The 2,364-nt window shown below is 46.6% G+C and carries 1 tRNA gene and 1 rRNA gene; both read left to right on the top strand.

Features of this window, described 5'->3' with window-relative positions:
* Nucleotides 1–138: 138 nt before the first annotated feature.
* Nucleotides 139–214, top strand: a tRNA-Ala gene (locus tag ACUSRV_RS16925).
* Between the two features lie 145 nt (nt 215–359).
* Nucleotides 360–2,364 (top strand): 23S ribosomal RNA (locus ACUSRV_RS16920); the annotation flags it as partial.

The raw sequence follows: 2,364 nt of genomic DNA, 5'->3' as shown, positions 1-2,364 counted from the left end.
CGGAAGGTGCGGCTGGATCACCTCCTTTCTAGGGAGAATTAACCTACTGTTTAATTTTGAGGGTTCTTTAACTCTTACAAAAAAATATTGACGAAATTCGACAAAGTGATTATAATATATTTTGTTGAAAAAACATATGGGGGTATAGCTCAGCTGGGAGAGCACCTGCCTTGCACGCAGGGGGTCAACGGTTCGATCCCGTTTATCTCCACCATTTGTACTTACTTGTTAAGTGCTATAGTACTTTGAAAACTGCATAACATTTAGTGATATGACATTATATAAAGAAGAAGATAAACTTCTTAAAAAATATATCATATAAAGAAGATAACTTTTAAAAATATCAAGAATTAATAACTGGTCAAGTTATTAAGGGTGTAGGGCGAATGCCTTGGCACTAGGAGCCGATGAAGGACGCGATAAGCTGCGATAAGCTTGGGGGAGTTGCACGTAAACTGTGATCCCAAGATTTCCGAATGAGGAAACTCACTTAGAGTAATGTCTAAGTATCGTATAGTGAATACATAGCTGTGCGAGGGGAACCCGGGGAACTGAAACATCTAAGTACCCGGAGGAAGAGAAAGAAATTCGATTCCGTAAGTAGCGGCGAGCGAACGCGGAACAGGCCAAACCAGTGAAGTTTTCTTCACTGGGGTTGCGGACATATCATAACAGAATCACTTGTTCAAGACGAAGAGAGTTGGAAAGCTCCGCTATAAAGTGTAAAAGCCACGTAGTTTAAAGAATAAGACTCTAGATATGATCCAGAGTACCACGGGACACGTGAAACCCTGTGGGAAGCAGGAGGGACCATCCTCCAAGCCTAAATACTACCTAGTGACCGATAGCGTATAGTACCGTGAGGGAAAGGTGAAAAGAACCCCGGGAGGGGAGTGAAATAGAACCTGAAACCCTACACTTACAAGCTGTAGGAGCACATTATTTGTGTGACTGCGTACTTTTTGTAGAACGGGCCAACGAGTTACGTTACCTAGCAAGGTTAAGCACTTAAGGTGTGGAGCCGCAGCGAAAGCGAGTCTTAACTGGGCGTATAGTTAGTTGACGTAGACCCGAAACCGGGCGACCTATCCATGGGCAGGTTGAAGCGAAAGTAAAATTTCGTGGAGGACCGAACCCACGAGCGTTGAAAAGCTCGGGGATGACCTGTGGATAGCGGTGAAATTCCAATCGAGCCCGGAGATAGCTGGTTCTCTCCGAAATAGCTTTAGGGCTAGCCTCAAGATTTAGAGAAACGGGGGTAGAGCACTGAATGTCCTAGGGGGTATTGCACTTACCGAAGACTATCAAACTCCGAATACCGTATTCTTATGCTTGGGAGTCAGACTGTGGGTGATAAGATTCATAGTCAAAAGGGCAACAGCCCAGATCGTCAGCTAAGGTCCCTAAATGTACGTTAAGTGGTAAAGGATGTGGGATTGCACAGACAACCAGGATGTTGGCTTAGAAGCAGCCACTCATTTAAAGAGTGCGTAATAGCTCACTGGTCGAGTGATCCTGCGCCGAAAATTTCCGGGGCTAAAACGTACTACCGAAGCTACGGCATCATTTATGATGGGTAGGAGAGCTTTCTATACGGATTGAAGCATTACCGTAAGGAGATGTGGACTGTATAGAAGTGAGAATGTTGGCATGAGTAGCGAGATGTGGGTGAGAATCCCACAGGCCGTAAACCCAAGGTTTCCAGGGGAAGGTTCGTCCGCCCTGGGTTAGTCAGGACCTAAGCCGAGGCCGAAAGGCGTAGGTGATGGACAACAGGTTGATATTCCTGTACCACCAATAACCGTTTGAGAAATGGGATGACACAGTAGGATAAGCTAACCGCACTGTTGGTTATGTGCGGGCAAGTATTGAGGCAGTTCAGGTAGGCAAATCCGCCTGAATAATGCTGGGGTACGATGCGGAGCGAAATTTAGTAGCGAAGTAGCTGATTTCACACTGTCGAGAAAAGTCTCTATCGAGGTTAAAGGTGCCTGTACCGCAAACCGACACAGGTGGGTGAGGAGAGTATCCTAAGGCCAGCCAGAGAACTGTTGTTAAGGAACTCGGCAAAATGACCCCGTAACTTAGGGAGAAGGGGTGCCATGGAAACATGGCCGCAGAGAATAGGCCCAAGCGACTGTTTACCAAAAACATAGGTTTCTGCTAAGTCGCAAGACGATGTATAGGAGCTGACGCCTGCCCGGTGCTGGAAGGTTAAGGGGATCTGTTAGGGTAACCGAAGCAGTGAACTTAAGCCCCAGTAAACGGCGGCCGTAACTATAACGGTCCTAAGGTAGCGAAATTCCTTGTCGGGTAAGTTCCGACCCGCACGAAAGGCGTAACGATTTGGGCACTGTCTCAACA

This window comes from Sporacetigenium sp. TC11 (assembly GCF_058146105.1).
This window is presented reverse-complemented; position numbering and strand designations above follow the sequence as displayed.